This is a genomic window from Streptomyces sp. NPDC006551, from assembly GCF_040611675.1.
In the GTDB taxonomy this organism is placed as follows: domain Bacteria; phylum Actinomycetota; class Actinomycetes; order Streptomycetales; family Streptomycetaceae; genus Streptomyces.
Map to the genome: position 1 here is coordinate 42,390 of NZ_JBEXOT010000028.1, position 24,176 is coordinate 66,565.

Annotated in this window: 25 protein-coding genes; 11 read left to right on the plus strand and 14 right to left on the minus strand. The window is 71.5% G+C overall.

Annotated features, from left to right (window positions below; genetic code table 11):
* Nucleotides 1-114 precede the first annotated feature (114 nt).
* A complete protein-coding gene (locus ABZY12_RS23310; protein WP_356893313.1) occupies nucleotides 115-765 on the plus strand; it encodes a biliverdin-producing heme oxygenase in 651 nt (216 codons plus the stop codon).
* An 18-nt stretch (nucleotides 766-783) separates the two neighbouring features.
* Here ABZY12_RS23310 and ABZY12_RS23315 read toward each other — a convergent pair whose 3' ends face one another.
* Complete coding sequence (locus ABZY12_RS23315; protein WP_356893315.1) at nucleotides 784-1,476, minus strand: PhzF family phenazine biosynthesis protein; 693 nt, start codon at nucleotides 1,474-1,476, stop codon at nucleotides 784-786.
* 171 nt (nucleotides 1,477-1,647) lie between these two features.
* On the opposite strand from ABZY12_RS23315, the gene ABZY12_RS23320 reads away from it, so the two are divergent.
* Entirely contained in the window at nucleotides 1,648-2,655 is a 1,008-nt protein-coding gene (locus ABZY12_RS23320; RefSeq protein WP_356893317.1) for a hypothetical protein, read from the plus strand.
* 109 nt (nucleotides 2,656-2,764) lie between these two features.
* Here the strand turns inward: ABZY12_RS23320 and ABZY12_RS23325 are convergent, their stop codons facing one another.
* Together ABZY12_RS23325 and ABZY12_RS23330 are read right to left on the minus strand one after the other, a co-directional pair.
* Nucleotides 2,765-3,541, minus strand: coding sequence for a bifunctional DNA primase/polymerase (locus ABZY12_RS23325; protein WP_356893319.1), 777 nt, complete (start codon nucleotides 3,539-3,541; stop codon nucleotides 2,765-2,767).
* 113 nt (nucleotides 3,542-3,654) lie between these two features.
* Nucleotides 3,655-4,275: a TetR/AcrR family transcriptional regulator gene (locus tag ABZY12_RS23330; protein WP_356893321.1), complete on the minus strand. Its 621-nt coding sequence runs from the start codon at nucleotides 4,273-4,275 to the stop codon at nucleotides 3,655-3,657.
* Nucleotides 4,276-4,424: 149 nt separating this feature from the next.
* On the opposite strand from ABZY12_RS23330, the gene ddaH reads away from it, so the two are divergent.
* Nucleotides 4,425-5,249 (plus strand): dimethylargininase, encoded by an 825-nt coding sequence (ddaH, locus tag ABZY12_RS23335; RefSeq protein ID WP_356893323.1) that lies wholly within the window; start codon nucleotides 4,425-4,427, stop codon nucleotides 5,247-5,249.
* A 24-nt stretch (nucleotides 5,250-5,273) separates the two neighbouring features.
* Here ddaH and ABZY12_RS23340 read toward each other — a convergent pair whose 3' ends face one another.
* Nucleotides 5,274-6,248, minus strand: a complete 975-nt coding sequence (locus ABZY12_RS23340) for a small ribosomal subunit Rsm22 family protein (protein WP_356893325.1) — start codon at nucleotides 6,246-6,248, stop codon at nucleotides 5,274-5,276.
* A gap of 9 nt (nucleotides 6,249-6,257) precedes the next feature.
* Complete coding sequence (locus ABZY12_RS23345; RefSeq protein ID WP_356893327.1) at nucleotides 6,258-7,523, minus strand: Bcr/CflA family multidrug efflux MFS transporter; 1,266 nt, start codon at nucleotides 7,521-7,523, stop codon at nucleotides 6,258-6,260.
* 79 nt (nucleotides 7,524-7,602) lie between these two features.
* Here ABZY12_RS23345 and ABZY12_RS23350 point away from each other — a divergent pair, with 79 nt between their 5' ends.
* On the plus strand, nucleotides 7,603-8,619 hold the full coding sequence (locus ABZY12_RS23350; protein ID WP_356893329.1) for a Gfo/Idh/MocA family oxidoreductase: 1,017 nt from the start codon (nucleotides 7,603-7,605) through the stop codon (nucleotides 8,617-8,619).
* Here the strand turns inward: ABZY12_RS23350 and ABZY12_RS23355 are convergent.
* A complete protein-coding gene (locus ABZY12_RS23355; protein ID WP_356893331.1) occupies nucleotides 8,606-10,237 on the minus strand; it encodes an alkaline phosphatase D family protein in 1,632 nt (543 codons plus the stop codon). The two genes, ABZY12_RS23350 and ABZY12_RS23355, sit on opposite strands and share 14 nt — an antisense overlap.
* Nucleotides 10,238-10,372: 135 nt before the next feature.
* Between ABZY12_RS23355 and ABZY12_RS23360 the strand changes: the two genes are divergently transcribed.
* Entirely contained in the window at nucleotides 10,373-11,116 is a 744-nt protein-coding gene (locus ABZY12_RS23360; protein ID WP_356893333.1) for an SDR family oxidoreductase, read from the plus strand.
* A 203-nt stretch (nucleotides 11,117-11,319) separates the two neighbouring features.
* Here the strand turns inward: ABZY12_RS23360 and ABZY12_RS23365 are convergent, their stop codons facing one another.
* A complete protein-coding gene (locus ABZY12_RS23365; protein WP_356893335.1) occupies nucleotides 11,320-11,643 on the minus strand; it encodes a nuclear transport factor 2 family protein in 324 nt (107 codons plus the stop codon).
* A 236-nt stretch (nucleotides 11,644-11,879) separates the two neighbouring features.
* Here ABZY12_RS23365 and ABZY12_RS23370 point away from each other — a divergent pair, with 236 nt between their 5' ends.
* Together ABZY12_RS23370 and ABZY12_RS23375 are read left to right on the plus strand one after the other, a co-directional pair.
* Nucleotides 11,880-12,194 (plus strand): MazG-like family protein, encoded by a 315-nt coding sequence (locus ABZY12_RS23370; protein WP_356893337.1) that lies wholly within the window; start codon nucleotides 11,880-11,882, stop codon nucleotides 12,192-12,194.
* A gap of 248 nt (nucleotides 12,195-12,442) precedes the next feature.
* On the plus strand, nucleotides 12,443-13,087 hold the full coding sequence (locus tag ABZY12_RS23375) for a TetR family transcriptional regulator (RefSeq protein WP_356893339.1): 645 nt from the start codon (nucleotides 12,443-12,445) through the stop codon (nucleotides 13,085-13,087).
* A 66-nt stretch (nucleotides 13,088-13,153) separates the two neighbouring features.
* Here ABZY12_RS23375 and ABZY12_RS23380 read toward each other — a convergent pair whose 3' ends face one another.
* Nucleotides 13,154-13,942 carry a glucose 1-dehydrogenase gene (locus ABZY12_RS23380; protein WP_356893341.1) on the minus strand — a complete coding sequence of 263 codons (789 nt, stop codon included), beginning with the start codon at nucleotides 13,940-13,942 and terminating at the stop codon, nucleotides 13,154-13,156.
* 82 nt (nucleotides 13,943-14,024) lie between these two features.
* Nucleotides 14,025-14,654, minus strand: coding sequence for a ScbR family autoregulator-binding transcription factor (locus ABZY12_RS23385; protein ID WP_356893400.1), 630 nt, complete (start codon nucleotides 14,652-14,654; stop codon nucleotides 14,025-14,027).
* Nucleotides 14,655-14,775: 121 nt separating this feature from the next.
* On the opposite strand from ABZY12_RS23385, the gene ABZY12_RS23390 reads away from it, so the two are divergent.
* Together ABZY12_RS23390 and ABZY12_RS23395 are read left to right on the plus strand one after the other, a co-directional pair.
* Entirely contained in the window at nucleotides 14,776-15,774 is a 999-nt protein-coding gene (locus ABZY12_RS23390; RefSeq protein ID WP_356893343.1) for a ScbA/BarX family gamma-butyrolactone biosynthesis protein, read from the plus strand.
* A gap of 197 nt (nucleotides 15,775-15,971) precedes the next feature.
* Nucleotides 15,972-16,703 carry an HAD family hydrolase gene (locus ABZY12_RS23395; RefSeq protein ID WP_356893345.1) on the plus strand — a complete coding sequence of 244 codons (732 nt, stop codon included), beginning with the start codon at nucleotides 15,972-15,974 and terminating at the stop codon, nucleotides 16,701-16,703.
* Between the two features lie 139 nt (nucleotides 16,704-16,842).
* On the opposite strand, the gene ABZY12_RS23400 is transcribed toward ABZY12_RS23395, so the two are convergent.
* Nucleotides 16,843-18,045, minus strand: coding sequence for an MFS transporter (locus ABZY12_RS23400; protein ID WP_356893347.1), 1,203 nt, complete (start codon nucleotides 18,043-18,045; stop codon nucleotides 16,843-16,845).
* A 93-nt stretch (nucleotides 18,046-18,138) separates the two neighbouring features.
* Between ABZY12_RS23400 and ABZY12_RS23405 the strand changes: the two genes are divergently transcribed.
* Nucleotides 18,139-18,744: a TetR/AcrR family transcriptional regulator gene (locus ABZY12_RS23405; protein ID WP_356893349.1), complete on the plus strand. Its 606-nt coding sequence runs from the start codon at nucleotides 18,139-18,141 to the stop codon at nucleotides 18,742-18,744.
* 91 nt (nucleotides 18,745-18,835) lie between these two features.
* On the opposite strand, the gene ABZY12_RS23410 is transcribed toward ABZY12_RS23405, so the two are convergent.
* Entirely contained in the window at nucleotides 18,836-20,362 is a 1,527-nt protein-coding gene (locus tag ABZY12_RS23410; protein WP_356893351.1) for an FAD-dependent monooxygenase, read from the minus strand.
* A 217-nt stretch (nucleotides 20,363-20,579) separates the two neighbouring features.
* On the opposite strand from ABZY12_RS23410, the gene ABZY12_RS23415 reads away from it, so the two are divergent.
* Nucleotides 20,580-20,894, plus strand: coding sequence for a helix-turn-helix domain-containing protein (locus ABZY12_RS23415; RefSeq protein WP_356893353.1), 315 nt, complete (start codon nucleotides 20,580-20,582; stop codon nucleotides 20,892-20,894).
* Between the two features lie 60 nt (nucleotides 20,895-20,954).
* Here the strand turns inward: ABZY12_RS23415 and ABZY12_RS23420 are convergent, their stop codons facing one another.
* The 3 genes from ABZY12_RS23420 to ABZY12_RS23430 all read right to left on the minus strand — a co-directional run bounded on the left by ABZY12_RS23420 (nucleotide 20,955) and on the right by ABZY12_RS23430 (nucleotide 24,154).
* Nucleotides 20,955-22,628: an FAD-binding protein gene (locus ABZY12_RS23420; RefSeq protein ID WP_356893355.1), complete on the minus strand. Its 1,674-nt coding sequence runs from the start codon at nucleotides 22,626-22,628 to the stop codon at nucleotides 20,955-20,957.
* A 66-nt stretch (nucleotides 22,629-22,694) separates the two neighbouring features.
* Entirely contained in the window at nucleotides 22,695-23,195 is a 501-nt protein-coding gene (locus ABZY12_RS23425; protein WP_356893357.1) for a cupin domain-containing protein, read from the minus strand.
* Nucleotides 23,192-24,154, minus strand: coding sequence for an oxidoreductase (locus tag ABZY12_RS23430; protein ID WP_356893359.1), 963 nt, complete (start codon nucleotides 24,152-24,154; stop codon nucleotides 23,192-23,194). The genes ABZY12_RS23425 and ABZY12_RS23430 overlap by 4 nt, the downstream gene beginning before the upstream one ends.
* Nucleotides 24,155-24,176: the final 22 nt, after the last annotated feature.

Sequence of the window (24,176 nt, forward strand, 5' to 3'; positions counted from 1 at the left end):
CGGGGTAGCGTTTTTACCGACAGGCAGTCGGGAACCATTGACTTAGGTATGCCTAAGTAGCAGGATCCGAGCAAGGTTCCCGTCCCCATCGGTCATCGGTCCCGGAGGCACGCCTTGGACACGCCCTTCTCGACGCTCATCCGCACGGCCTCGCACGAGCAGCACACCGAGGCCGAGACGTCGACCTTCATGAGCGACCTCCTCGGCGGACGGCTGGCCGTGGACGCCTACGCGCGCTACACGGAGCAGCTCTGGTTCGTCTACCGCGCCCTGGAGCACGGCGCCGAGGCGCTGAAGGACGACCCGGTCGCCGGGCCCTTCATCCGGCCGGAGCTGTTCCGCACCGCCGCCCTGGAGCAGGACCTCGCCCATCTGCGGGGCACGCACTGGCGCGCCGGGCTCTCCCCGCTGCCCGCGACGGCCGCCTACGCCGAGCGGGTGGCGGAGTGCGCGCACGAGTGGCCGGCCGGGTATGTGGCGCACCACTACACCCGGTATCTGGGCGACCTCTCCGGCGGCCAGATCATCCGCGACAAGGCGGAGCGGACCTGGGGCTTCGCGCGCAAGGGCGACGGTGTCCGTTTCTACGTCTTCGAGGAGATCGCCAATCCGGCGGCCTTCAAGCGGGAGTACCGCGAGCTGCTGGACCGGGTGAACGCCGACGACCTGGAGAAGCAGCGGATCATCGACGAGTGCAAGCGCGCGTTCGACTTCAACGGCTCGGTGTTCAGGGAGCTCGGCGGCGAGTTCCCGCTGACCGCGTGAGCGGACTCGCGGGCCGGTTCAGCCCGTGAGGGTGAGAGTGCGCTCCAGGCGGACCCGGCCTCCGAGTTCGATCACGCCGTCGGGACCGGGGGCCGTCAGGATCTGCGATCCCCGGCCCTGGGTGATGTTCAGCGCCCGGCCCAGCTCGGCCGTCAGCAGGATCGCCGCCGCGCCCGTGGCCTCGTCCTCGTCGACGCCGTCCCCGCGCCCCGGGAACGCCCGCGCCCTGACGCGGCCGGCCGCCTCGTCCTCCCAGGCCCAGGCGTAGATCCACGTGCCCGGCTCGGGCACGTCCAGCGCGTCGACCTCGGCGGCGGAACCGTAACGCCGCAGGACGCGCGGCGGGGCCCACTCGGCGCGGGCCTCGATCCAGGTGAACTCACCGTCACCGCGCACCCACACCTCGCCCGCCGGCGGGCGGACGACCTCTAGGTCGAGCAGCCAGGCCGTACCGACCAGGGGGTACCCGGCGAACGGCAGCCGCACGCCCGGCGTGTAGATGTCGACGCTCCCGCGCTCGGGGTCGTCCACGAACACGGTCTCGCTGAAGCCGAGTTCCTTGGCGAGCGCCTGCCGGGACGCCTCGTCGGGGTGGGCCCGACCGTCGCGTACGACACCGAGAGCGTTGCCGTACCGGCCGTCGCCCGCGCAGAAGACGCGCAGGACGTCGATGTGGGTGGTGGCGGCGCGGTCATGGGCGGTCGTGTTCATGGCGGAATTCAAGCATCCGAGGCGTCCCCCTCGTCGGCTCCGCCCGGAATCGGCCGTCTCGAGGTCACGGTGTGGGCGCACTGTCCGGTCCCGGCGCCCGCGCTGTTCGCGGCCCCGGTAGGGTCGGGTCGTCCGTGCAGGGCGAGCGGGTCGAGGGGCAGAAGACAACCGATGAGAAGGCTGGGGCGGCGGCGACCGCTGACGGCGGTCGTGGCGGCGACGGTGCTGGCACTGACGGCGAGCGGCTGCGTGACGGTGCACGGCGAGCTGGAGCTGCTGCCGGCGGCGACGAGAGCCGAGGCCGAGCAGGCGCTCGCGGACTTCACGGTCGCCTACAACAAGGCGGACAAGACCAACGACCCCGCCCTCTCCGCGGGCCGCGTCACCGGTCCGCTCGGCGAGATCAACCAGGCGGGCCTGAAGTCCCGTTCGGTCATCAGTCCGGGCGACAACGCCCGGCACCGTCCGCTGGAGCTGACGGACGCGAAGTTCGTCCTGCCCAAGAAGGCGGGCTGGCCGCGCTGGTTCCTGGCGGACACCGACTCCAACCAGGACACCGACCAGGGCCGGGGGGACAACCGCTGGCTGCTGGTCTTCGTGCGCAACGGCGCCGACCAGCTGTGGGAGGCCGCCTATCTGGCGATCCTGACGCCGGACGAGATCCCCGCCTTCACGATGGACGGCAGCGGGTACGCGGTGCCGGTCGCCGCGGACTCCGAACAGCTCGCGGTCGCGCCGAAGGACCTGGGCGAGAAGTACGTCGCCTTCCTCGCGGGCGGGGAACAGGGCGGGGAGCAGGGGCAGTTCGCCTCGGGCCCGCACACGACCGTGTGGCGCGAGCAGCGGCAGCGGTCGGCGAAGCGGGTGGGTCTGGCGACGCAGTACGTCGACCGGGCCGAGAACTCCGGGGACTTCGCGCCGCTGGCGCTCGCCACGCGGGACGGCGGGGCGCTGGTGTTCTTCGCGACGCGGTACTTCGAGCGGCAGACGGCCGCGCAGGGCTACCGTCCGAAGGTCGGGCCGGAGGTGAAGGCCCTGATGACCGGCGAGGTGAAGAACACGGTCACCAAGGAGTGGGTGTCGAGCCAGGCGGTCCTGGTGAAGCCGGCGGGCGCGGAGCGCGACGGGGTCACGATCGCGGGCCGGCTCCAGGGCGTGACGGCGGCGGTGGGCTCCTAGGGGGCGTCTCGGGCCTGCCCGGGCGGACAGGGCCCGGGCAGGCCCGGTCGTCGGGGAGGCCGGCCGCGGCCCGGGAGCCGGGGCCGGGGGTGCTCACCGATCGGGCGGCTCAGCGGCTCAGGGGCCAGGCCGTCTCTTCCTCGGAGCGGCGCTCCTCCTCGGCCTGGACGGCCGCGTGGCGGGCACAGGCGTCGGTGAGGGCTTCCAGCAGGTTCAGCGGGTCGGGCAGGCCGTGCTCGGGGCCCCGGACCCAGCCGACGGCCGGCTGTGCGTCCTCGTCACCGAGGAGTCGCGCCGGCGGTACGAGCACATAGCTGCCGCGGCAGTGCCAGCGCAGCCCCGGGTGCTCGTCCATGGTCTCGGGATGGCAGTCCAGCTCGCAGGGCCACCACTCGTCCTCGTCCTCGGGGGTGCCGCGGGTGGCGGTGAAGAAGAGCATCCGCCCGCCGTCGCCGGCGCTCTCCGCGGCCTCGGCGACCGGGCCGACCTCGACGCCCTCGGAGAGGAGCCGCTCCAGCGCGGCGCGGCCCGCCTCCAGGGGGACGTCGAGGACGTCGTGGACCATGCCGGTGGCGGTGATGAAGTTCGCCTCGGGCTCCGCGTCGGCCCAGCGCTGGATCTGGGCGCGGTCGGTGGTCGACTGGGTCTGCCAGGCGAAGGAGACAGGGTGCCGGGCGGGGGTGGGACAGCCGATGCGTTCACAGGAGCAGCGGTACCCGACGGGGTACGCGGCGGGGGCGAGGGGCAGTCCGGCGGCGGCGGTGGCCAGGAGGAGCGTCTCGCGGTGGTTCTCGTCGTCGGCGGCCGCCGTGCGTTTGGGGCGCCTGCGCAGCCACTGTGCGAGTTTGCTCTCCGTGCCGCGGTAGCGGCCGATACCGTCGCCCATCTATCCCCTCACACCTCATGCTCGCCCGTTCGGCTCTGCCCATGGTCCCACCATCCTGCGCTCCGGGTGACCGGACTCCGCAACCGGGGGCGTTTCCGGGGGCGGATCCGGGGTCAGCCTCGGGGCGCGAGCCCGCGCAGCGCGTAGTCGACGACGGTGTCGGCGTAGGCGTGGGTCAGCGGAAGCGTGCGGTGCAGCCAGCGGTGGTTCAGCGGACCGACGAGGAGTTCGAGGGCGATCCGCGGGTCGACGGCCGGGTCGATGTCCCCGGCGGCCTGGGCGGCCTCGATCCGGCGTACGTAGTAGCGGAGCTGGGGTTCGAGGAGGCGCTCGACGAACTGGGTGCCGAGTTCGGCGTTGACGATGCCCTCGGCGGCCAGGGCGCGGGAGGGCGCGTCGTAGGCCGGGTCGTTCAGCTCGTCGACGGTGGCGCGCAGCACGTACTTGAGGTCGGCGGCGAGGTCGCCGGTGTCGGGGATCTCACTGTCGGCATCGCCTCCCATTGCCTCGTTGGCCTGGGCCGCGAGGTCGAGGAAGGCGTCGAGGAGGACGGCGGCCTTGGAGGGCCACCAGCGGTAGATGGTCTGCTTGCCGACGCCGGCGCGGGCGGCGATGCCCTCGATGGTGGTCCTGGCGTAGCCGGTCTCGGAGACGAGGGCGAGGGCGGCGTCGAAGATGGCGCGGCGGGAGCGCTCGCTGCGGCGGGAGGCGTCGGGGGCCTTGGTGTCGGACATGGAGCCAATCTAGCAGTCGACGAGACGCCACGTCTCGCGTATGCGGCGAGGTGCCCCCGCCGATGGAACCACCCGAACGGCTCACTGCGCGGACGCCGGAGAGGGCGGACCATGGGGTCCACCTGACCCACGTCCGTGAGGAGCCCTCATTGCGCCCAACTCCGCGCGAGGCTTCGCCCCGCCGCTATCTGATGTGCCCACCCACGCACTTCGAGGTGACGTACTCCATCAACCCGTGGATGGACCCCACCAAACCGGTCGACCCGGCGCTCGCCCTGGCGCAGTGGGAGGACCTGCTGGACCGCTACCGCTCGCTCGGCCACACCGTCGAACTGCTCGACCCGCGTCCCGGTCTGCCGGACATGGTCTTCGCCGCCAACGGCGCGACCGTGGTGGACGGGCGGGTGCTCGGCGCCAGGTTCGCCCATCCGGAACGTACGGACGAGGCGGCGGCGCACCTGGACTGGTTCCGTGCGAACGGCTACACGCGGGTGCGGGTGCCCGAGCACGTGAACGAGGGCGAGGGCGACTTCGCGGTGACCTCGTCGTGGATCCTGGCCGGCCGCGGCTTCCGCTCCAGTCCGCTCTCGCACGACGAGGCGCAGGAGTTCTTCGGCCGCCCCGTGATCGGCCTGGAGCTGGTGGACCCGCGCTACTACCACCTGGACACCGCCCTGTGCGTCCTGGACGCCGCGCACGACGAGATCATGTACTACCCCGGCGCCTTCTCCCCCGGCAGCCGGGCCGTGCTGTCCCGCCTCTTCCCCGACGCGCTGCTCGCGACGGACGAGGACGCGGCCGCCCTGGGCCTGAACTCGGTGAGTGACGGGCGGCACGTGCTGCTGCCGCAGGCGGCGGTGGGACTCTTCGCCCCGCTGCGGGAGCGGGGCTTCGAGCCTCTGGGCATCGACCTGTCGGAACTCCTCAAGGGCGGCGGCAGCGTCAAGTGCTGTACGCAGGAGCTGCGCTCCTGACACCGCGACGGCGGCGCGCTGGCCTCACTCCGGGGGCCAGGCGTCGCCCCACTCCGCGTCCCGCGCCGCCTTGTACAGGGCCCCGTGCCGCTTGGTGACCGTCTCCTTCGCGAGACCGTCGGGACCGCAGAGGTCCAGGAGGACCTGGCCCTTGCGGATCTGGGGCTTGCGGGTGATCCGGGAGACCGCAGGGGCCACCGGGAACCTGGTCGCCGCGACGTAGCTGAACTTCTCGTCCTCGTACGGCAGCGATCCGCCCTTCACCTGCCGGTGCAGCGACGACCTGCTCACCCGCGCCGCGAAGTGGCACCAGTCGGTCCCCGGCTCGATCGGACAGGCCCCGCTGTGCGGGCAGGGCGCCGCCACGGTCAGTCCCGCCTCGACGAGCAGCGTGCGCGCCGCGATGATCCGTTCGTAGCCGTCGGGCGTGCCCGGCTCCACGATCACGACCGCCCGCGCCACCCGTGCCGCCTCGGCCACGACCGACCCGCGGTCGGCCTCGGTCAGCTCCTTCAGGACGTACGACACCGTCACCAGGTCCGTGTCGTCGAGCTTCAGCGCGCCGCTGATCCTGGCCCGCCGCCACTCCGCGTCGAAGACGCCGTCCGCCAGCTCCCGCCCCAGGACGAGCGCCGGCTCCGCCCAGTCCAGCACCGTGGTGCGCGCCGCTCCGTCCCAGGCCTCCGCGACCGCCCAGCTCGCCGCGCCGGTGCCGCCGCCGATGTCGGTGTGCGTGGCCGGTTCCCAGTCGGGCGCCGCGTCCCGCAGGGCGCCGAGCGCGGCCCGTACCGCCTCGAACGTCGCCGGCATCCGGTAGGCGGCGTACGCGGCGACGTCGGAGCGGTCGCGCAGGACCGGGGCGTCGGTCGGGGTGGTCCCCCGGTAGTTGGCGATCAGCCGCTCGACGGCCTGGGCGGCCTGGCGCGGCGGCAGCCCGTCGAGGAGCCCGGCGAGGGCGGCGCGCAGCGCGTCGGCGGAGGGGAGGGAGGTGGCGTTCACCACGATATTTTAGGCGGCGTCCCGAGCCCGCCACGGACGGCACATCCCCAGGAAGCAGGCGAGGGCCAGGACCGCGCACACCAGCTGCACCACCGCCATCGGCACCGCCGTCGCCTCCCCCGCGATCCCCACGAGCGGCGAGGCGACCGCCCCGACCAGGAAGGAGGAGGTGCCGAGCAGCGCGGAGGCCGAGCCGGCCGCGTGCGGGGTGCGCATCAGCGCCTGCGCGTTGGTGTTGGGCAGGGCGAGGCCCATCGCCGACATCAGCACGAACAGACCGGCCGCGACCGCCACCAGGCCCGGCTCGCCGAACACACCGCTGGTCATCAGCACCAGCGCGACCGCGGCCAGCAGGATCACGCCGAGACCGAGTCCCAGCGCCTTGTCCAGGCTGACCCGTCCGACGAGCAGCTTGCCGTTGATCTGGCCGACGGCGACGAGCCCGATGGAGTTCAGCCCGAAGAGGAGGCTGAAGGTCTGCGGCGAGGCGCCGTAGATCTCCTGGACGACGAACGGCGAGGCGGAGATGTACGCGAAGAGCGCGGCGAAGGCGAGCCCGCCGGACAGCATGTAGCCGGTGAAGATCCGGTCGGCGAGCAGGCCGCGCATGGTCCGCAGCGCCTCGCCGACGCCGCCCGCGTGCCGCCGCTCGGGCGGCAGCGTCTCGCCGAGGAACCTCCACACCACCAGGGTGAGCAGGATCCCGATGGCGGTGAGGACGTGGAAGACGCCCCGCCAGTCGGTCATCCGCAGGATCTGTCCGCCGATGAGGGGCGCGATGATCGGGGCGACGCCGGAGATCAGCATCAGGGTGGAGAAGAACCGGGCCATCTCGACGCCGTCGTACAGATCACGGACGACGGCCCGGGCGATCACGATGCCGGCCGCGCCGGCCAGGCCCTGGAGCAGACGGAAGGCGATCAGCAGCTCGGCGGAGGGCGCGAGCGCGCAGACCGCGGTGGCGGCGACGTACACGATCATGCCGATGAGCAGCGGGCGGCGGCGTCCCCACCGGTCGCTCATGGGGCCGACGACGAGCTGGCCGAGCGCCATGCCGGCGAGGCAGGCGGTGAGGGTGAGCTGGACGGTCGCGGCGGGCGAGGCCAGCGACTCGGTGACCTCCGGCAGCGCGGGGAGGTACATGTCCATGGAGAGCGGCGGCAGGGCCGTCAGACCGCCGAGCACGAGAGTGACGAGCAGCCCGGCGCGCCGAGCGGCGGCGACCGGGGTGGTGGTTATGTGTCCTTGCGTCGTGGTCTGGCCGCTCTCCGGCATCGACTGCTCTCCCTTTCGTTGAATCCTTGCCTATGCTCTCAGCTCGTCCGGAGTGGTCGAGACCTTTTTGGGGTGGGGCATGAACGGAACCGTGCGGTGGGGCGTGCTGGCGACGGGTGGGATCGCGGAGCGGTTCACCACCGATCTCCTGGCGGTGGAGGACGCGGAGGTCGTGGCCGTGGCGTCCCGGACGGAGGCGTCGGCGCGGGCTTTCGCCGACCGCTTGGGGATTCCCCGGGCGTACGGCTCGTGGGCCGGGCTGGTCGCCGACCCGGACGTGGACGTGGTGTACGTGGCGACGCCGCACCACGCGCACCGGGCGGCGGCCGGGCTCGCCCTGGAGGCGGGAAAGGCGGTCCTGTGCGAGAAGGCCTTCACGCTCCACGCGGGCGAGGCGGAGGAGCTGGTCCGGCTCTCCCGGGACCGTGGACTCTTCCTCATGGAGGCCATGTGGATGTACTGCAATCCCCTGATCCGGCGGATGAGGGAGCTGGTCGCGGACGGGGCGATCGGTGAGGTCCGCACCGTCCAGGCGGACTTCGGGCTGGCCGGCCCGTTCGCGCCGGACCACCGGCTGCGCGACCCTGCGGTGGGCGGCGGGGCCCTCCTCGACCTCGGGGTCTACCCCGTCTCGTTCGCGCACCTGCTGCTCGGCGAGCCCGACTCCGTCCAGGCGCACGCCCTGCTCTCGCCGGAGGGAGTGGACCTGAACACGGCCATGCTGCTCGGCTGGTCGGACTCGGGGGCGTCCGCGCTGCTGTCCTGCTCGATCGTCGCGGACACTCCGATGACGGCCTCGGTGACGGGCACGCGCGGGCGGATCGACTTCCCGCGCGGCTTCTTCCACCCGGAGCGCTTCACGCTGCACAGGGACGGCCGAGACCCGCAGGAGTACGTGATCGAGGGCGACGGCGCCGCCGAGCGGTACTCCTTCCGGTACGAGGCGGCGGAGGTCATGCGGTGTCTGCGGGCGGGCGAGACGGAGTCGCCGCTGGTGCCGCTGGACGGTTCGCTGGCGGTGATGCGGACGCTCGACGCGGTACGGGACCGCGTCGGCGTCCGCTACCCCGCCGAACTGGCGGCTACGCGGGCGTGAGGCCCGGGTTGCCCGCCTCGGTCACGTAGGACCCGGCGGTGGTGACCGGGGCGCCCGGGGTCGTCACCGCCGAGACCGTACGGAAGTCGGCGCGGGCGCTCTCCTGGCCGAGCGCGACCGTCACATAGCCGCGCCGCCCGTTGTAGAACCTCATGTGCGGGTTGGCCGTGGTGAGGTCGTCGTAGTTGGGGGGCCGGTCGGTACCGTCCCTGCCGCTGCTGATGGAGGTGGCGACGATCTCGGTGCCGACGGTCCGGGACGCCGGGTCGCGGAAGTCGGCCTTGATGTCGAGGCCGTAGCCGACGTGCACGTCGCCGGTGAGCACCATCAGGTTCTCGACGCCGGCGGCGGCCGCCCCGTCGAGGACGCGCTGCCGGGAGGCCGGGTAGCCGTCCCAGGTGTCCATGGAGACGGTGTAGCCGGCGGTCGGGTTGCTGCGGCGCTCGGAGAAGACGACCTGCTGGGGGACGACGTTCCACACCGCGTCCGAGGCGCTCCAGCCGTCGAGCAGCCAGCGCTCCTGGGTCGCGCCGGTGAGGGTGCGGCTCGGGTCCTGGGACTCGGGGCCGGGCGGCCGCCAGCCGTCGCCGTACGCCTGGTCGGAGCGGTACTGGCGGGTGTCGAGGATGTCGAACTGGGCGAGCCGGCCGAAGCTCAGGCGGCGGTAGAGCTGCATGTCGGGGCCCTGGGGCTGCTGCGGTGCCCGCAGCGGCTGGTTCTCCCAGTAGGCGCGGTAGGCGGCGGCGCGGCGAAGCAGGAACTCCTCCGGCGGCACGCCGTTCTCGGGGATGTCGTCGGCGTAGTTGTTCTCGGTCTCGTGGTCGTCCCAGGTGACGACGAAGGGGTGCGCGGCGTGCGCGGCCATCAGGTCGGGGTCCGACTTGTAGAGGGCGTAGCGCAGCCGGTAGTCCTCCAGGGTGAGGGTCTCCCGGTTGAAGACGGCGGGCAGTTGTCGGTCGGTGTAGTTGCGGGCGCCGCCGGTGGCGTTGACGGCGTACTCGTAGAGGTAGTCGCCGAGGTGGAAGACGACGTCGACGTCCTCCTTGGCGAGGTGGCCGTAGGCGGTGAAGTAGCCGTCGTGGTACGCCTGGCAGGAGACGGCGGCGATCTTGAGTTCGGACGTCAGGGTGCCGGCGGCGGGTGCGGTGCGGGTGCGGCCGACGGGGCTGATCCAGTCGCCGGTGCGGAAGCGGTAGAAGTACACCCGGTCGGAGGCGAGAAGGCCGATCTCGACGTGCAGACTGTGGTTGTACTCGGGGTGGGCGGTGGCGATGCCGCGTTTGACGATCTGGGTGAACCCCGCGTCGTGGGCGAGCTCCCACTGGACGAGGACCCTCTCGGGGGGCAGTCCGCCGCCGGTCTCGAAGGGTTTGGGCGCGAGTCGGGTCCAGAGGACGACGGAGCCGGGCAGCGGGTCGCCGGATGCCACCCCGAGGGTGAACGGATTCTCGGTGATCCGGCGGCCGCGCAGCTCGGCGGCGCTCGCCACGCCGGTGGCCGGCAGGTTGACGGAGAAGGCGAGGGCGGCGGCGGCCGCCGTGCCGGTGAGGAACCGGCGGCGGCCGAAGTGCCGGGCCGCGGCGCGGAGTTCGGGTGCGTGCTGCGGTGTCGTGATCATGTACCCCTCCCCAGACGGATGTTGTCCCCCCGGCATTGGAGCGGGGCGGAAAGGCCCCGGGTTGTCGGGTACAGAACATCCGCGTGTCGGACAGATGAGTTCCCTGTGCACCGATCTCCCGTACGCTGCCCGCCCATGAGCATCGCTGTGGTGACGGGAGCAGGTTCGGGCATCGGTCGGAGCGTGGCGCTGGCCCTCGCGGAGGCGGGCTGGTCGGTGGCGCTCGCGGGCCGGCGAGTGTCGGCCCTGGAGGAGACGGCCGCGTCCGTCTCGTCCGGAGACGCCCTGTGCGTCCCCACCGACGTGACGTCACCCGACGAGGTGACGGCGCTGTTCGACGCGGTACGGGACCGGTTCGGGCGGGTCGACCTCCTCTTCAACAACGCGGGGACGTTCGCGGGCGGCGGGGTCCCGGTCGAGGAGCTGGAGTACGCGACCTGGCGCTCGGTCGTGGACGTGAACCTGACGGGCGCGTTCCTGTGCGCCCAGGCAGCCTTCCGGGCGATGAAGGAACAGGACCCGCAGGGCGGCCGGATCATCAACAACGGCTCGATCTCCGCCCATGTGCCGCGCCCGCACTCGATCGCGTACACGGCGACGAAGCACGCCGTGACGGGGATGACGAAGTCGCTGTCGCTCGACGGGCGGCCGTATCGGATCGCCTGCGGGCAGATCGACATCGGCAACGCGGCGACGGAGATGACGGCGCGCATGCGGACAGGGATCCTCCAGGCCAACGGCGAACTGGCGGTCGAGCCGGTGATGGACGCGGCGGACGTGGCGGCGACGGTGGTGCACATGGCGGGGCTGCCGCTGGAGGCGAACGTGCAGTTCGCGACGGTCATGGCGACGGCGATGCCGTACATCGGGCGGGGTTAGAGGCCCGGACGGGCGGCCGGTGTCGGGCACGGCGGGGCCACGGCCGCGCCCGGTCCGGCGGTCCGTTCCGCAGGTCCGGCCGTCCGTCGCGCCGGTCCGTTCCGCAGGTCCGGCCGTCCGTCGCGCCGACCTGTTCCGCCGATCCGTTCCGCCGGTCCCCTCGGCCGATTCCTTCGGCCGTCGCCCCGCCGTCCACTCGCGGGCTATGCCTGGCCCGTCTCGAAGCGGGCCACCTTCCCGCCCTCGACGACGAAGCGCCAGCGGGTACGCATCTCGCCCCATGTGTCGTTGCGGAAACGGGCGACGAGGACGTGCCCGTCGTCCTTCACGGACTCGATCTCCATCTGGCCGCGCGAGGCGAAGATCTCCTTCTCGGTCCACTCGTCGAGGTCGCGGTCGGAGCCGTCGTCGGACATGGTGGCGCCGGGGGCCAGGGTGGCCATGAAGGCGTCGCGGTCGTTGGCGTTGAGCGCGCTCACGAAAGCGCGCACGGCGGGGTCGCTGAGCTTGTCCACGGGGATGGTCATGGGCTACCCGTACACCGGGCGACCGCGATCCCCGTGGACCCCGGCCGGAAATGTGGCGCGCGCCAGTGGACGGACTCGGCCACCTGGGCGAGCAGAGCGTCCGCCTCGGCCTCGTTCCAGGTCCACTCACCGTCCGTCGCACCGACGAGGTCGAAGGACCAGTCCCCTACGGCGGTCCCGCGACCGCCCGCGTCCGACATCACGCGGCGCGCACCCCACCTGGCACGCTGAACCCCATGACCGACACCTGGGACACCGTCGACCGCCTGTGCGCGTGGATCGCCGCGCATCACGACCTTCCGCCGCAGCAGGACGTGCTGTTGCGCGTCCTGAAACTCTCCGAGGAGGTCGGCGAGGTGGCCCAGGCCGTCATAGGAGTGACGGGCCAGAACCCCCGCAAGGGCACCACCCACACCTGGCAGGACGTCGAGGCCGAACTGTGCGACGTGATCATCACGGCGATGGTGGCGCTGCGGACGCTGACACCGGAGGCGGCGGAGGTCTTCGCGGGGCATGTGCGGCGGGTGGCGGAGCGGTCGCTGGAGCGGTGAGCGGTGAGCGGTCGCTGGAACGGTGAGCGGTCCCCGCCGCCATGTCCGTGGCCGGTACCGGAGCCTGACCTTGGGTCAGGTGGTGGCTGCGACGCGGGAGCAGCCGTTTCGCGCCGAATTCGCGCCGTGATCGGCATGCCGGGGTTGCACCGGCGGCCATCGGCACCCGATAAATGATCGCGAGCGCTATCTTTCTTATGCGGGGTCAGCGGGTTCCGCGCCCATCGAACGTGCGGAGGCCAGGAGTCATGGTCAGTCAGGAGCGTGCCGAGCGGACGCGGCAGCGTCTGCTCCAGGCGGCTGCCACAGAGTTCGCGCAGCATGGGTACGGCGGCACGTCGCTCCAGCGGATCAGCAGCGCCGCGGGGGTCACCATGGGGGCGCTGACCTTCCACTTCCCCACCAAGATCGACCTGGCGGGGGCCGTGCACGCCCATGGGTCCGCCCTCACGCGGGCGGCGGTGGAGCACGTCGCGGCGGCCCACGCCGACACCACCGACAGCGACCACGACAACAGCCCCGTGCTCCAGCGGGTCATCGGCGTCACCCACGCCCTGGCCCGCCTGCTCCACGAGGAGGCGACCGTCCGGGCGGCCGGCCGCCTCAGCCGGGAGCGGACGCTGGGGCAGGTCGACTGGAACGACTCCTGGCTGCCCTGTGTCGACGAACTGCTGGAGCGGGCGGACGAGAAGAAGGAGTTGCGGGCCGGCGTGGACCCCAAGATCGTGGCGCTGCTGACGCGCTATCTGGTCTCGGGCCTGGAGGCGTCGGCACAGCCCACCGGCGGCTGTTCGAGCCATCTGCGCACATTGAGCGAGGTCTGGGACGTGGTGCTGTCGGGGGCCACCGGAGCCGGCCGGAGAAGGCCGCGGACGCGAGACAGAGCGTACTGAGGTACGGAGGCACTGACCGCACCCGGGCCCCTGGGCGTCCGCGGCCGCCACCGACCGCGCGCGGGGTCAGACCGCGCTGCAGCCACCGTCCACCGGAACCGCCGCGCCGGTGACGAAGGACGAGTCGTCGCTCAGCAGCCAGGCGGCGGCCCGGGCGATCTCCAGAGGCTCGGCCATGCGCCGCTGAACGGTGCGGGCGACCGCCTGCTTCTCCACCTCGGGGTACTGCTCGATGACCCCCTCCATCAGCTCCGTACGCGTGGTGCCCACCACGAGCGCGTTGACCCGGATGCCCTGCTCGCCGTACTCGGCCGCGGCCGCCTTCGTCATACCGATCACGGCGTGCTTGGCCGCGACGTAGGGGGCCGCGGCACCGGTGGCGAACTGCCCCGCGATGCTGGAGGTGTTGACGATGGCACCACCGCCGTTCCCGGCCAGCATCACCGGAATCTGCTGACGCAGGCAGTTCCACGTGCCCCGTACGTTGACGTCCATGATCCGGTCGTAGACGTCCTCGGACAGCTCGTGCAGCCTGGCGCCCGCCGTCCCCCAACCCGCGTTGTTGAACGCGGCGTCCAGGGAGCCGAAGGAGTCGACGGCGGCCGCGACCACTCCCCGGACGTCCTCCGCCGATGTCACGTCACCGGGGCAGGCCAGGGCCCGCCCTCCCGCGGCGGTTATCTCACCGGCCAGCGCCTTCAGCTTGTCCTCGCGGCGCGCCATCAGCACCACCGCCGCGCCCCGCGCCGCGACGTACCGGGCGGTGGCGGCGCCGATACCGCTCGACGCCCCCGTGATCATGACGGTCCTGTCCTTCAGCACTGCGCATCCTCTCCCTTCACTTCGGAAAACCATCCCTCTCGGTACCGGTGCGGACCACCGGAGTTCGGCCGAAGAGTCCGGCGCGGTCCGCGGCCCATGCGGGCGGGGGCGGGAGTCACTCGGGCTTGCCCCGCGAGTCGTCGAGTTCGAGACGCCTCATCGCGCTGGGTGTGGCGATGGTGGGCAACAACACATGCCACATCTCTCTCACGCGCTCGGGCAGGTCCTCACGGCCGCTCTCCAGATGGGCGTGCATCTGCGCGCCCGTACAGGCGTTGACGACGAGCCGTGCCACCGGGACCACATCGACGTTCGCGCGCACCTCGCGCTCGCGTTTCGCGACGGCGAGGTCCTGGGCCATCACCTCGGTCCACTGCTGATGCGAGTTCTCCGCGGGGCCGACGAAGGAGTCCTGCTCCATGACGAGACGGGCCCCAGCCAACAGGAAGGGATCGTCGAGGAGCCGGTGCGCCCAGGTCAGCGTGATGTCGATCGCGTGCTGGAGCCCGTGGGACGGGTGGGGCGGCGTCACCCGGGCGGGCTGGTCCCGCACGATCTCGCGAGCCAGGGCTTCCTTGCTCTCGAAGTGGAAGTACATCGCCCCGAGCGTCAGGCCGGCCCGCTGGGTGATCTTCGTGACACTCGCGCCGGAGAACCCGAGTTCCGCGAACACCTCGGCGGCGGCACGGGCGATGACCGCCCTCGTACGAGCGGCGCGCTCCTGCTTGATCTCCCGCTTGCCCATCAGGTCGACCATGGACGGCTCCTTCTTTCACTCGAGAAAAAGAATAATCTCTCTTATGGTCATGACGCCGACGACCTTCGGTCGTCCTGACGTCACGTCAACATCCTTACGGAGGAATCGGATGGCTCCGCGCACCCTGCACAGAATCGTCGATCTCGATCCCCGCTCTGCTGCCCCTGCGCCGGCCCCTGTCCCCGACGTCGCGCGGTACGTGGGCAAGGTCGACCTCGCCGAGGTGCTCGTCACCGGATGGCGCCGACTGGACGACCTGACAGACTCGGTGACGGTTCATTGGCCGCGTCACCACTCCTTCTACGCGCCCGCGCCGCACGGCTACGGCCTCATGCTGTTCACCGAGAGCGTCCGTCAGGCCCTGGCCGTGGCCAGCCACGCGGGTCTCGACATACCCCTGGGCCACCGGATGGGCTGGGAGACGCTGTCCTGCGCGGTGGCCCCGGACGCCTTGGGCACCGGAACCGGCCCGGCCGTCGTGGAGTTGACCGTCACCCATGAGACCGTCGCCCGCCGCAGGTCGGGCCTGGTCCGGCTGACCGCCCAGGTGCGGGCCACCCGGGACGGCATGCGCCTGGGGACCGCGCGGGTGCAGTACACCGCGTATCCGCCGTCGCTGTACGACCGGCTGCGCGGCTCTCACGCCAACGCCAAGGAGGCCTTCGCCCGCGCCCTGCCGCCGGGGCCCGCGCTCGATCCCGCGCTGGTGGGCCGTACCCACGCACGCGACGTGACGCTCGCCCCCGACACCTCGCAGGGCGTGGACGGCGCGCGGCGACGGTGGGCGCTGCGGGCCGACACCACCCACTCCGTCCTCTTCGACCACCCCCACGACCACATACCCGGCATGGTCCTGCTGGAGGCGGCGAGCCAGGCCGTCCAGGCCGACGCGGCACCGCGGCGCGTCGTCCCGATCGCGCTCGACACCACGTTCTACCGCTACGTCGAGTTCGACCTGCCGTGCGCCGTCGTCGCGGACGAGGCCGAGAGCGACGATTCGGGGCTCCGGCGCCAGCTCGTCAGCGGAATCCAGGACGGGGAGACCGTCTTCGCCGCTCAGGTCACCAGCGTCGTCGCGGACGGTCTCTCCATCACCGAGGCACGGTAGGACCAGGCCACGCTCTCGCCTGAGGCAGGCGTACGAGGGAGAGGTGGAGCGACAGCGACTCCGACGGGGGCACCCGGCGACCGGCCGGGTGCCGAGGGAGGGGGGAAGTCGCGACCACCGGGAACAGCCATCCCGAAGGGAAGGTCGCGGTGCCCGCCTTCTGGTGTCCGGGACGGGCACCACGGGATGATCAACCCGTGGCAGATGTGATCTTCTTCGATCTGGACGGCACCCTGGTCGATCACCGAAGCGCGGTCCTGGAAACGATCGGCCAGATCGTCCGGGCCGCGCCGAACGCGACGGCTCCGTCGGCGGAACTGGTGACCTTGTGGTGGACGCTGGAGGCCCGCCACATGCGGGAATACCTGGCCGGTCAGTGCTCCTTCGCCGAGCACCACCGACGCAGGCTCCGATCCTTCCTGCCGATGCTCGGCGAGCCGGTTCCCGAGAGTCCCGCCCGCCTGGACGCCTGGATCGCCGAGCGCTACCTCACCGTGTTCGAGCAGTCCTGGCGGTGCTATCCCGATGTCCAACCGGCCCTGGAGACCTTGAAACGGCTTCCCCGAGGACCGCGGCTGGCTGTTCTCACCAACGGGGACCCTGAGCAGCAGCGCGCCAAGCTCGACCGCTTCGGCCTCCTCGAATACTTCGAAGCCGTCCTGACCCCGACCGAGCTCGGTGTGGCCAAGCCCGTCGCCTACGCCGCCGCCTGCCGGCGGATGCGGACGGACCCCGCAGGGGCGGTCAACGTGGGCGACATGCTGGAAAGCGATGTGAAGGCAGCCGCCCTCGCCGGGCTCACGGGCATCTGGCTGGACCGCGGCATCGACTTCGTCACCGGTGGACCATCGCCGACGGCGGACGAGACAGTGCTCCGCATCGAACGGCTCACCGAACTCCCCGACCGCCTCTCACGCACGAACGCCTGACCGGGCCTCGGAAAGCCGCTGGGCCACGCCTGGAGCCCGACACGATGCGGCGCCGGCCGGCGCGCCGCCGCAGTATGGCGGCAGCGCGCCGGTCGGCGCCGTGTGGCTACGCGTCCCCGGGGCCCTGTGAAGGGCTCGGTCAGCGAAGGGCCTCGTTGTTGCGCGCAGACCAGATCGCCAGGGCGGCGAGCAGGGCGCAGGCGCCGCCGAGCCACAGCACACCCTGGAGGCTGAGCATGTCGACGATGACGCCGCCGACCAGCGCGCCGAGGCCGATGGACAGGTTGAACACCGCCACCCACAGCGAGGAAGCCGCTTCCACCGCCCTCGGGGCGGCCTTGATCATCCACGTCTGAAGGCCCACGGACACACCGCCGTACGCCAGACCCCAGACGATCAGCAGGATGATGCCGCCGACCGCGGTCTGGCCCAGCAGCAGGAAGAGCGGCATCGCGACCGCGAGGGCCACGGAGATGATCAGCACGCTCCGGTGCATCCGGCGGGAGAGCGCCGAGCCGGCGGCGAAGTTGCCGATCATGCCGGCCACACCGAACCCGAACAGCAGCGGACCGACGTAGCGCTCGTCGATCCCCGACAGCTTCTGCAGTGCCGGGCTCACGAACGTGTAAGCGGCGAAGTGACCGAACACGATGAGCACCGTCGCGATGATGCCGACGCGCACGCCCGGGTTGCGGAACTGCTCCATCAGCAGCTTCGGCCGGATGGCCTGCGAGGCGGCCAGCCCCGGCAGCACCGCCAGCAGGGCGATGAGCGTGACGAGCGCCAGGGCGCTCAGCGAGGAGAAGGCGATGCGCCAGCCGGTGAGGTCACCGACCAGGGTGCCGAGCGGGACACCGAACACGTTCGCGGCTCCGACGCCGCCGAAGATGACCGCGGTGGCTCGCGGCACGTCCGCGGGGGCGACGAGCCGGACGGCCAGGCCGCTGGCGACGGCCCAGAAGCCGCCGATCGCGATACCGACCAGCACCCGGGAGCCCACCAGGACGGCGAAGTTGGGCGCCAGGGCCGTGGCCAGGTTGGAGACGGTCATCAGGGCCATGAGTCCGAGCAGCAGGATGCGCCGGTCCATCGCCCCGACGAGCATCGGGACCAGCGGTGCCGCGAACGCGGCGACGATGCTGGGCACCGTCACCATCAGCCCCGCCGTCCCCTCGGAGACCGACAGCGCGGACCCCACGGAGGTCAGCAGACCGATCGGCAGTTGCTCGGCGGTCACCAGCAGGAAGGTACCCAGAGCCACCGCGGAGACCGCCATCCAGCGACTCTTCTCCGGGGCCTCTGGTTCCAGCGTCTGGGCGGGGGTCTGTTCTGCGGTCGTCAACGGAGTCTCCTTCAATGATTCGGGAGCGCTCGCTCCCATACCGTCGACATTAGTATGGGAGCGGTCGCTCCACAAGTTGGGTAAGGTGAACACATGGCACGCCCCCGGCAATTCGACGAGAAGAACGCGGTCACGTCGGCGACCGAGCTGTTCTGGCGGCGCGGATACCACGCCACCTCGGTACGCGACCTGGGCGACGAGCTGAAGCTCACGCCCAGCAGCCTGTACCGGACGTTCACGGACAAGCACACGCTGTTCCTGCGCGCGCTCGACCACTACCGGTCCACCGAGTCGGCGCAGGCCCGGCAGCGGCTGGACACGGCGGACCGCCCCGTGCGGGAGGTGCTGAGGGAATGGATGCGGTGGCTGGTCACCTGCCCGGCCGACGGCAAGTCCGGCCGCGGGTGCTTCGTGGTCAACACCGCCACCGAGCTCGGCACCACCGACGAGAAGGTCCGTCAGCGGACCGAGGCCGCCTTCGAGGTCACCCGGCAGGCCCTGCGCTCCGCGCTGGCCGTGGGCCGTGACCGTGGCGAACTGTCCGCCGGTCTCGACATCGACGGCGCCGTGGAGCTGCTGTTCACCACGGTGCTCGGCCTGCGGGTGCGGGAACGCGCCGGCCACGACATCGAGCGTCTGACCACCGCGATCGATCTCGCGATCCGCGCCCTGGGGCCCACGCCCGCGGAACCCGCCTGACGGCAGCGGAACCTGCCGGGGGGTGCCTCGCCGATCAGGCCGGATCAGCGAGCGGCCGTCCGATACCGGGGTCGGATCGGCGAGACACGACCTAGGCCGGCGCGCCGAGCCACGCGGTGGCCACCTCGACCAGGCCCGGTGCCCCCGCCCCTCGCGACTGCCCGCTCCAGAGCACATAGCCGTCGGGGCGGATCAGGACCGCCGGGGCCGGCATCGCGGAGGCCGACTCCGGTACCACCTCGACGATGGACAGCCGGTCGGACCAGGGCGCGACCAGGTCGGCCTGGCCGGACGCCTGGGCCGTGTGGATCAGCAGCGGACGTCCGTCGTGCAGCAGGGCGGCGAGGCTCGTCAGGCCCTGGGCGGTCTTCAGCCGGGCGTCCGGGGCGAAGGTGCCGGCCAGGGGGTCGCCGGGCACTTGGACGTCGTAGCGGATGTCGGTGCCGCTGAGCATTCCGGTGAGGAACGTGTTCATCTGCGGCAGGTGCATCGCCTCGCGGAACAGCTCCCGCAGCGAGTCCGTGAGCACCCCCGGGTGCATGAGCGCCACCTGGGCCCGTACGTTGTACAGGACGCGCGCCGCCACGGGATGCCGCTCGGCGTGGTAGGTGTCGAGCAGGCCGGTCGGCGCCCATCCCTTGACCTCGGCGGCGAGCTTCCAGCCCAGGTTGAGGGCGTCCTGAAGGCCCGTGTTCAGACCCTGTCCGCCCATGGGGAAGTGGGCATGGGCGGCGTCGCCGGCCAGCAGCACGCGGCCGCTGCGGTACTGCTCGGCCTGGAGGGCGGCGTCGCTGAACCGGGTGAGGTCGCGGGGCTCCGCCATCGGCACGGGGCGGCCCGCGATGCGCTCCATCTCCTCCCGCAACTCCTCGAAGGTCACCGGCGCCTGTCGGTCCGGCGCGGGGCCCCGGAAGTCGTACGTGCACACCCGGCTGTGTCCGCCGGGGTTCAGCCACACCAGGGTCCAGCCCCGCGGTGTGCGCTGCCAGCCCGCCGGAGCGGTCCAGGGGTCGAGCAGGCGCACCTCCCCCATCAGCGCCGACACGGTGGCGGGCGTACCGGTGAAGGGGATCCCGGCGGACTGGCGGACGACGCTGCGCACTCCGTCGCAGCCGACCACCCACCGTGCGGTGACGTGGTTCCGGGTCCCGTCCGCGCCCTGGAGGTCCACGCGGACGCGGTCGCCCTCGTCCTGGACGCCGGTGCACTCCTGGCCGCGCAGGATCCTCGCGCCCAGGTTTTCGGCCCGCTCGGCGAAGACGTGCTCGGCGTAGGCCTGGGGGCTGCCGACGATGACCGGGCCCTCCGCGCTCACGTCGGCGAGGTCGAGGTCGAACATCCCCGCGAAGTGGAAGGGGACGCTGGTCCGTCCGCCGCCCGCCGGACGCGGCTGGACCGCCTCGCGTAACCCGCGGCGGTGCAGGCTCTCCACCGTCCGGGCGTGCAGCGTCCCGGCCTTCGACACTCCGGAGGGCACCGGGAGTCTCTCCAGCACCAGGGGCTGGACGCCCTGCAGCGCCAGCTCATGGGCGAGCAACATCCCGACGGGACCACCGCCCACGATCACCACGTCACACGTGACCGGCTCGTCCGCGGAGGCGGCTGACGGTTGCTTCACTGTGCTTTCCTCACCTTCGTGCCGAGCGGGTGGGTGCGGGCGCGGAAGCCACGCCCGCACCCACCTCTGATCGCCGGGTGCCGGCTGGGGGTTTTACCGCACCCGGACGGCGGTGGAGCTTGGTACGCATCTACTCGTACCATCGTATGCGCGTGCGCCGCAAGGTGAATCGCATGACCAACCCCTAAGGTCCGAGTATCTTCGTACTATGGCTGTCATGGCACTCCGTCACCCGAAGACCGATGAGATCCGACTCGAAGACGTGTTCACCGCCTTGAGCAACCCGATGCGCCTCAAGGTCGTGCGCGCGCTCGCCGAGTCCGGCCCGACCTCGTGCGGAAGCCTGCTCGACGGCGTCCCCAAGTCCACGCTCACCCACCACTGGCGGGTCCTGCGCGAGGGCGGCCTCATCTGGCAGGAGGCCGTGGGCCGCGAGTACACCCTGACGCTGCGCGGCGACGACCTCGAACAGCGCTTTCCCGGGCTCCTGCCGGCCGTGCTGCGGGCCGCCCGCGTCCCGGCGCCGCGGTGAGCCGAACACCGCGGATGCCCCGGGCTCGGCTGAACCCGGGGCATCCGCGGTGTGGATGTGTCAGGGCAGGCGGACCGACTGGCCGTGCCGGAAGAAGTCGGTCGGATCCCAGTACGCCTTGGCCTGCTGGAGGCGGGCGTAGTTGCCGTCCCAGTAGAGGTCGTGCCAGGGCACCGAAGAGGTGTTGTACCGCGCGTCGCTGAGGTCGATGTCGCAGTAGTTCACGAAGCAGCCCGAGGTCTGCTGGTCCGGAACCGGTACGCCGCCCTTGTCGGCGTACGTCTCCCGGTACAGGCCGCGCAGCCAGGCCAGGTTGACCGCGTCGTCCTCCGCCTCGGTCCAGTTGGTCTGGTACAGCACCTTGAACGTGGAGTCACGGTGCGCCTGCGCGGTGTCCCCGGACGCCAGCGCGTTCACCTGCGCGCCGTAGGAACTCACCACCACCTGCGCCATCGGGTTGTCCAGCTGCCCGGCCCGCAGGTGCTTGTAGAGGGTGGCGATCTGTGCCGTGGTGAAGCCGCGCCGGTGATAGGCGGACTTCTGGTCGCCGCGCAGCGTGGGGTTGGTCATCACCTGGTTGCTGGTGCCGAGGTAGTGCGTGGCCTTGAGCCAGCTCCAGCGCCGCGGCACGAAGAAGTTGGCCAGCGGGCCGTGGTCGCTCGAGTTCTCCGAGGGCCGCACGGGGGCGATGGACATGCCCCGGGTGACGTAGGCGAGGAAGTCCCTGAGCACGGTGTCGGCGTTCGGGGTGTCTCCGGTGATGTGCGTGAGCAGCCCGATCTCCCCGCCGGATATGTGGTTCAGGTTGAGCAGGGAGACCAGGCCCGGCGTGTCGCCCGGTTCGGCGTGTAGCTCGTGCCAGGTGCCGAAGTTGCGCACCAGCGTGGTGAAGTCCGCCTGCGTCATCTTCGCCCAGGGCCAGGCGAGGGCGCTGACGAGGACCTCGGTCGGCGGCTTCGGCAGGAGAGCGGAGGGATCGGTCCCCGTGGCGTTCGGGGAGCGGAACCAGTAGCGGGTGACGATTCCGAAGGTTCCGCCGCCGCCACCGGTGTGCGCCCACCACAGGTCGTGGAGGTGACCGGTGTCGTCGCGGGTGGCGACCACAGCCCTGGCCTTCCCGAAGCTGTCCACCGTCACGACCTCGACCGCGTACAGGTGGTCCACGATCAGGCCGTCGCGGCGGCACAGCAGCCCCCAGCCGCCTCCGGCGACATGTCCGCCCGCACCCACCGAGTAGCACATGCCTCCGGGAACGGTCACGCCCCAGCCGCGGTACAGACGGTCGTAGACGTCACCGAGATTGGCACCCGGCTCGACCGCGAACGCGTTCTTCTCCGCGTCGAAGTACACGCGGTTCATCTCCGACATGTCGACGATCACATCGACGTCGGAGTTGTAGACGAACTCCTCGTAGCAGTGGCCGCCGCTGCGGACCGTCACTCGTCTCTTCGCCGCCGCGGCCTGCGCGACGACGGCGACGACCTGCTCGGTGGTGGACACCAGGTGGACGCTGTCCGGCGACGACGTCCAGCGCTGGTTCAGGCCGACCGTGAGGTCCGCGTAGCGGGGGTCGCCGGGCTGGATCGCGGTGGCGGCGAAGGGGGGCACCTCCGTCGTCGTACCGCTGGAGGCGGCCAGGGCCGGCGGGGCGAAGCCGAGTGCGGAGACGCCGGCCGCCCCGCCCGCGGCGGCGAGGACGGAACGGCGGGTGGGCTGTTTTCCGTTGCGTGACATGAGAACTCCCGAGATCAAGGGTGGGACAGACCGTGCGCGCGCCTGTACATCACTTCGCGCCGCGGACTACTCCAGGTACTCGTCGCCGAATTCGGGGCCTACCTCATAGCCGTAGGCCACATCCTTGAGGCGCTGTTCCTCCGAGGGCGGCGGCGTGTCCCCGTCCGCGGGGACGCCGACGTTCAGGAAGAACCTGTCCTTCCCTCCGGGAAGGGTCATGAAGAGCATCTTCGCGGGCTCCGCGGTGACGTTCTTGAAGGCGTGCTCCGTGCCTCGCGGGACATAGATGAAGGTCCCCGCCGGGGCTTCGTGCTTGCCGTTCTTGTCCCGGAATTCGACGGTGCCCTCCAGGACGTAGAAGGCCTCCTCCTCCCAGTGGTGGACGTGCAGCGGCGGACCGCCGCCCTCCGGGACGAGCGCCTCGATGAGGGTGAGCGTCTTTCCCGTGTTGTGTTCACCGGACTTCACGGTGTACCGGTCGCCGAACGCCCACCGGCTCGGCCCTTCGCCCGGCGGGACGATGACGACCTCGTTCTTGTTCTGACCCGCGAAGAAACCCAGGCTCACCGGCCCTCGCCTCCGTACAGCGCGTCCAGCTCCTTGACGTCGGTCTCCGACAGGCGCAGGCCGGCCGCCGCGATGTTCTCCTCCAGGTGGTCCGGGCTGGAGGTGCCGGGGATGCAGCAGATGTTCGGCGAGTGCTGCAGCAGCCAGGCGAGGGCCACCTGGTAGGGGGTGGCCTCCAGGCGCCGCGCCACGGCGTGGATGACCTGGGCGTCCAGCGGCACGTGCTGCGGCACCTTCGTGTCCGTCGCCGTGTCCTTCTCGTGCTGGAGGGTGAACGTGCCCAGCGGGAAGAACGGCATGAAGGCGATGCCCGCCTCGGCGCAGGTCCGCACGAGGTCCTCGTGGAGGCGGCGCACGACGTTGTACTCGTTCTGCACGCAGACGACCGGGGCGATCTCCCGGGCCTCGGCGAGCTGCCCGGCGGTGACGTTGCTGACCCCGAGGTGCCGGATGAGGCCCTGCTCGCGCAGTTCGGCGAGCGCGCCGAAGGGTTCGGCGATCGAGTCGTCGGGGCCGAGACCGCCGGCCTCCTCCACGATCCGCAGGTTCACCACGTCGAGATGGTCGCGGCCCAGGCCACGGAGGTTGTCGTACACGGCCCGGCGCAGCTGTTCCGGCTTCAGCGCCGACGGCCAGGCCTGGTCCGGTGTGCGGAAGGCGCCCACCTTCGTCACGATGACCAGGTCGTCGTCGTACGGGTGGAGGGCCTCACGGATGACCTCGTTGGCGACGTACGGGCCGTAGTAGTCGCTGGTGTCGATGTGGTTGACGCCCAGCTCCACCGCGCGCCGGACCACCGCCACCGCTCGGGCACGGTCCTTCGGCGGGCCCCAGACGCCGGGGCCGGGAAGCTGCATGGCGCCGAAACCCATCCTGCGGATGACGAGTTCACCGGCCAGGGCGAACTCCCCCGCCGCCGCCGCGGGCTCGGTACCGGAGATGGCGTGACTGGTGGACATGATCTGCTCCTTGAAGAGGTGA